Annotated in this window: 2 protein-coding genes; both read left to right on the top strand. The window is 30.1% G+C overall.

Features of this window, described 5'->3' with window-relative positions; genetic code table 4:
- Positions 1-2,119, top strand: a 2,119-nt coding sequence (locus EHV01_RS04530; RefSeq protein ID WP_422066402.1) for an adhesin, incomplete at its 5' end; no start/stop codon positions are given.
- Positions 2,119-2,373, top strand: a complete 255-nt coding sequence (locus EHV01_RS04525; protein ID WP_422066401.1) for a hypothetical protein — start codon at positions 2,119-2,121, stop codon at positions 2,371-2,373. The genes EHV01_RS04530 and EHV01_RS04525, both read left to right, overlap by 1 nt.
- Positions 2,374-2,741 lie beyond the last annotated feature (368 nt).

The following is a 2,741-nucleotide window of genomic DNA, read 5'->3' as shown; positions in this document are numbered from 1 at the left end:
GTRTTGTGWAWAGTACGGTGGTGCTATTCTCTTTTTTGTTAAAAAGAGAATTCAGAAAGGAATATATGCAATGAAAAAATTACTAAGCTTATTAACTATAACTACGCTGACAGCGAGCGTTCCCGCTCCGTTGCTTGCCAATGCAACTCTAGAAAGAACAAAACGGGATCTTACTACAACTACCAGAGATGTTACAACTGGGTTTGATGTAAGTGTAATTTCTATATTAAACAAATGAAACAAAGTTGATAATAATAGAGAAAACGAGTTTTCAAAACCAAACAATAAATGATATTTTTATATTCGAGTGATTGATAAATATAAATGTGAAAAAGTTTATTTTGATAGTAATTTTATAAAAAATCAAAATACATATTGACAACATTTAAAATATGGAATTAATTTTCCTGTTTATCGTTGGGATGATGTTGGTGAACCGGAAACACCAATAATTGACAGCAACGGAAATGTTACAGATTGAAATTTAAAAATAAAAGATAATTATTTATTTCAACAAGGAATTTTGTTTTCACTTGTTGATGATTCTAAAACAGCAAAATGATCTAACAACGGAATGCGTTTGACAGTTGACGGGGAAACAAATATCAATATTGATAACCCAAATGTTACAGAAGTTTTATGAAATGGTGTTAAACAAAATATGTTGGGTGGTAAAGTAAATATCAATGTTAAACCTGAAACTAGTGAAAAGACCCATAAATTAGTTATCAAATATGATATTCGTGGAACAAAATACACGAGCGAAGACATTGATGTTGTTATGGCGGCAAAAATAGAACCGCCAAAACCAATTGTTAAAGAAAATTTAAGCGATGTGATTAAATTTGGTAATGAGAATAATTTAGAAAATATCATTAATAATAACGATGATACTATTTTCGCTGCTGTTAATCAAAAAAACGGCAATGTCATTGATGATTTTTCGCAAATTGAAATAACAAATAAAGATAATCATTCTGCAACATTAACCGCAAAACCAGATAGCAAGAGTTACAAAGGTTCAGTGATAGTTAAATACAATTTTATTCCCACAGCGGTGGTAAAAGTAAAAATTAATTTAACATCTTCGGCAAGTGGTGTTCAAATAGAGAAAAATTATTTGGCACAACTTGACAATACTAAAATGACAAACAAGGTTGATACATTTTATTATGCGAATGGAAAAAGTACTATTAAAATCAAACAACCATCAACTGACAATGTTATAACTGGAAAAGTATATGGTTGTGATGAGCAATGAAATAAAACATCACAATCAAATGTTATTGACCCAATAAATGGCTTAGAGATTGATAAAGGGCAATATGGTTCGGTTGATGGTCGTTATTTAGTTGAGTTGCAACATCAAGATTTACCAACGCATAAAAAAACTATTTATCTGCAAGTATCAGAAAAACAATCGGTAGAACATTATTGAAATACTGATAATGGAAAACAATTTGAACAGTGAGCAGAAGATAATGGATATAAAAATATCCGCGGTTATAGTGAAAATCAACTAAATGAGTTGTTTGAGTTATCGAAGACTTGAAAACAAAGTTTAGCACATTTAGATTTAAAGTTAGATGAATTTGTTGTTACTAACATTAAAAATGTGACCCAAGATGAAATTAATGCCTATAAAACAAAACTGCTTGCTAGTGTAAAATCTCAAGTTGAAAAGTATGCTCCGAATGTTGTAGAAAACACTGACTATGTTATCGGCGTTGATAATCTTATTGCTGGTGATTGAACGACGAGCAAAGATGTCAAGGTTCAAGCAGTCGATGGTAGTACAAAATTGCTAAGTTTTACTACCAAAACTATTTCAATACAGCAAAAAGATCAACCAATATCCTCAATTCCAAATCCAGAACCGATAACTAACAATAATAAAAAAGGACTAGCTGGTTGGGCAATTGTTGGTATTGTTGTTGGGTCGCTGGCGGGTCTTGCTCTTCTTGGGTGGTTGTTTAAACGGTTTGTGGTTGACCCGTTTATTTTAAAACCAATCCGCGAGAAAAAAGAAAAAGCCTTTGTTGCAAAAACAGAAAAAGATATTGTACAAATGAAAATAGATGATGAAGAATGAGAAGCAAAACAAAAAGGTGATAAATAATGATGACTTTCTTAGCTACAAGTGGCGCAACTAGCTTACAAGAAATTGGCAATAAAATAATTTCCGTTGGAATGCCAATTCTAATCGGGTTAGCAATAACAATTGGCATTGTTGAACAAAAGAAAAAAGCAAAGAAAATAGCGCAAGAATTTAACCAAATTTCACAAGATAATTTGGTTAAATTAAACAAAAACTTTGGCTTAATAAAATCAAATTTATCTCAACACACTATCCTTGTTGACAACTACTGATAGTGGTAAAACAACGACATTAATGCAAATTGTAAAAGAATTAAGGTTTAAATTTCGTGAAACCATAATTATTATGATGGTAAAGGGGATATTGATTTAATTGATAAAGTTAAACAACTAGACCCTAATGCTTTTATTTGAGAAATTGGTGGATCAACGGAATATAGCCCTTTTACAAACAAAAATAAAGTTATTTTAGCTGATAAGGTAATGTCTTTATTTGATTTTTCTGAACCATATTATCAAAATCTAGCTCATAATTATTTATTAGACTTCTTGCATAACCTAGTTATTTTAAAATTCCTATAAAATATATTTAAAATAGAAATTATAGGAATCTAAAATTATGAAATTTGATAAATTTGATTTTA

Source organism: Spiroplasma sp. hy2, from assembly GCF_044714365.1.
Classification (GTDB): Bacteria; Bacillota_I; Bacilli_A; order Mycoplasmatales; family Mycoplasmataceae; genus Spiroplasma; species Spiroplasma phoeniceum.
Note: the sequence above shows the minus strand (reverse complement) of the source record. Positions and strands in the feature narration are given on the sequence as shown.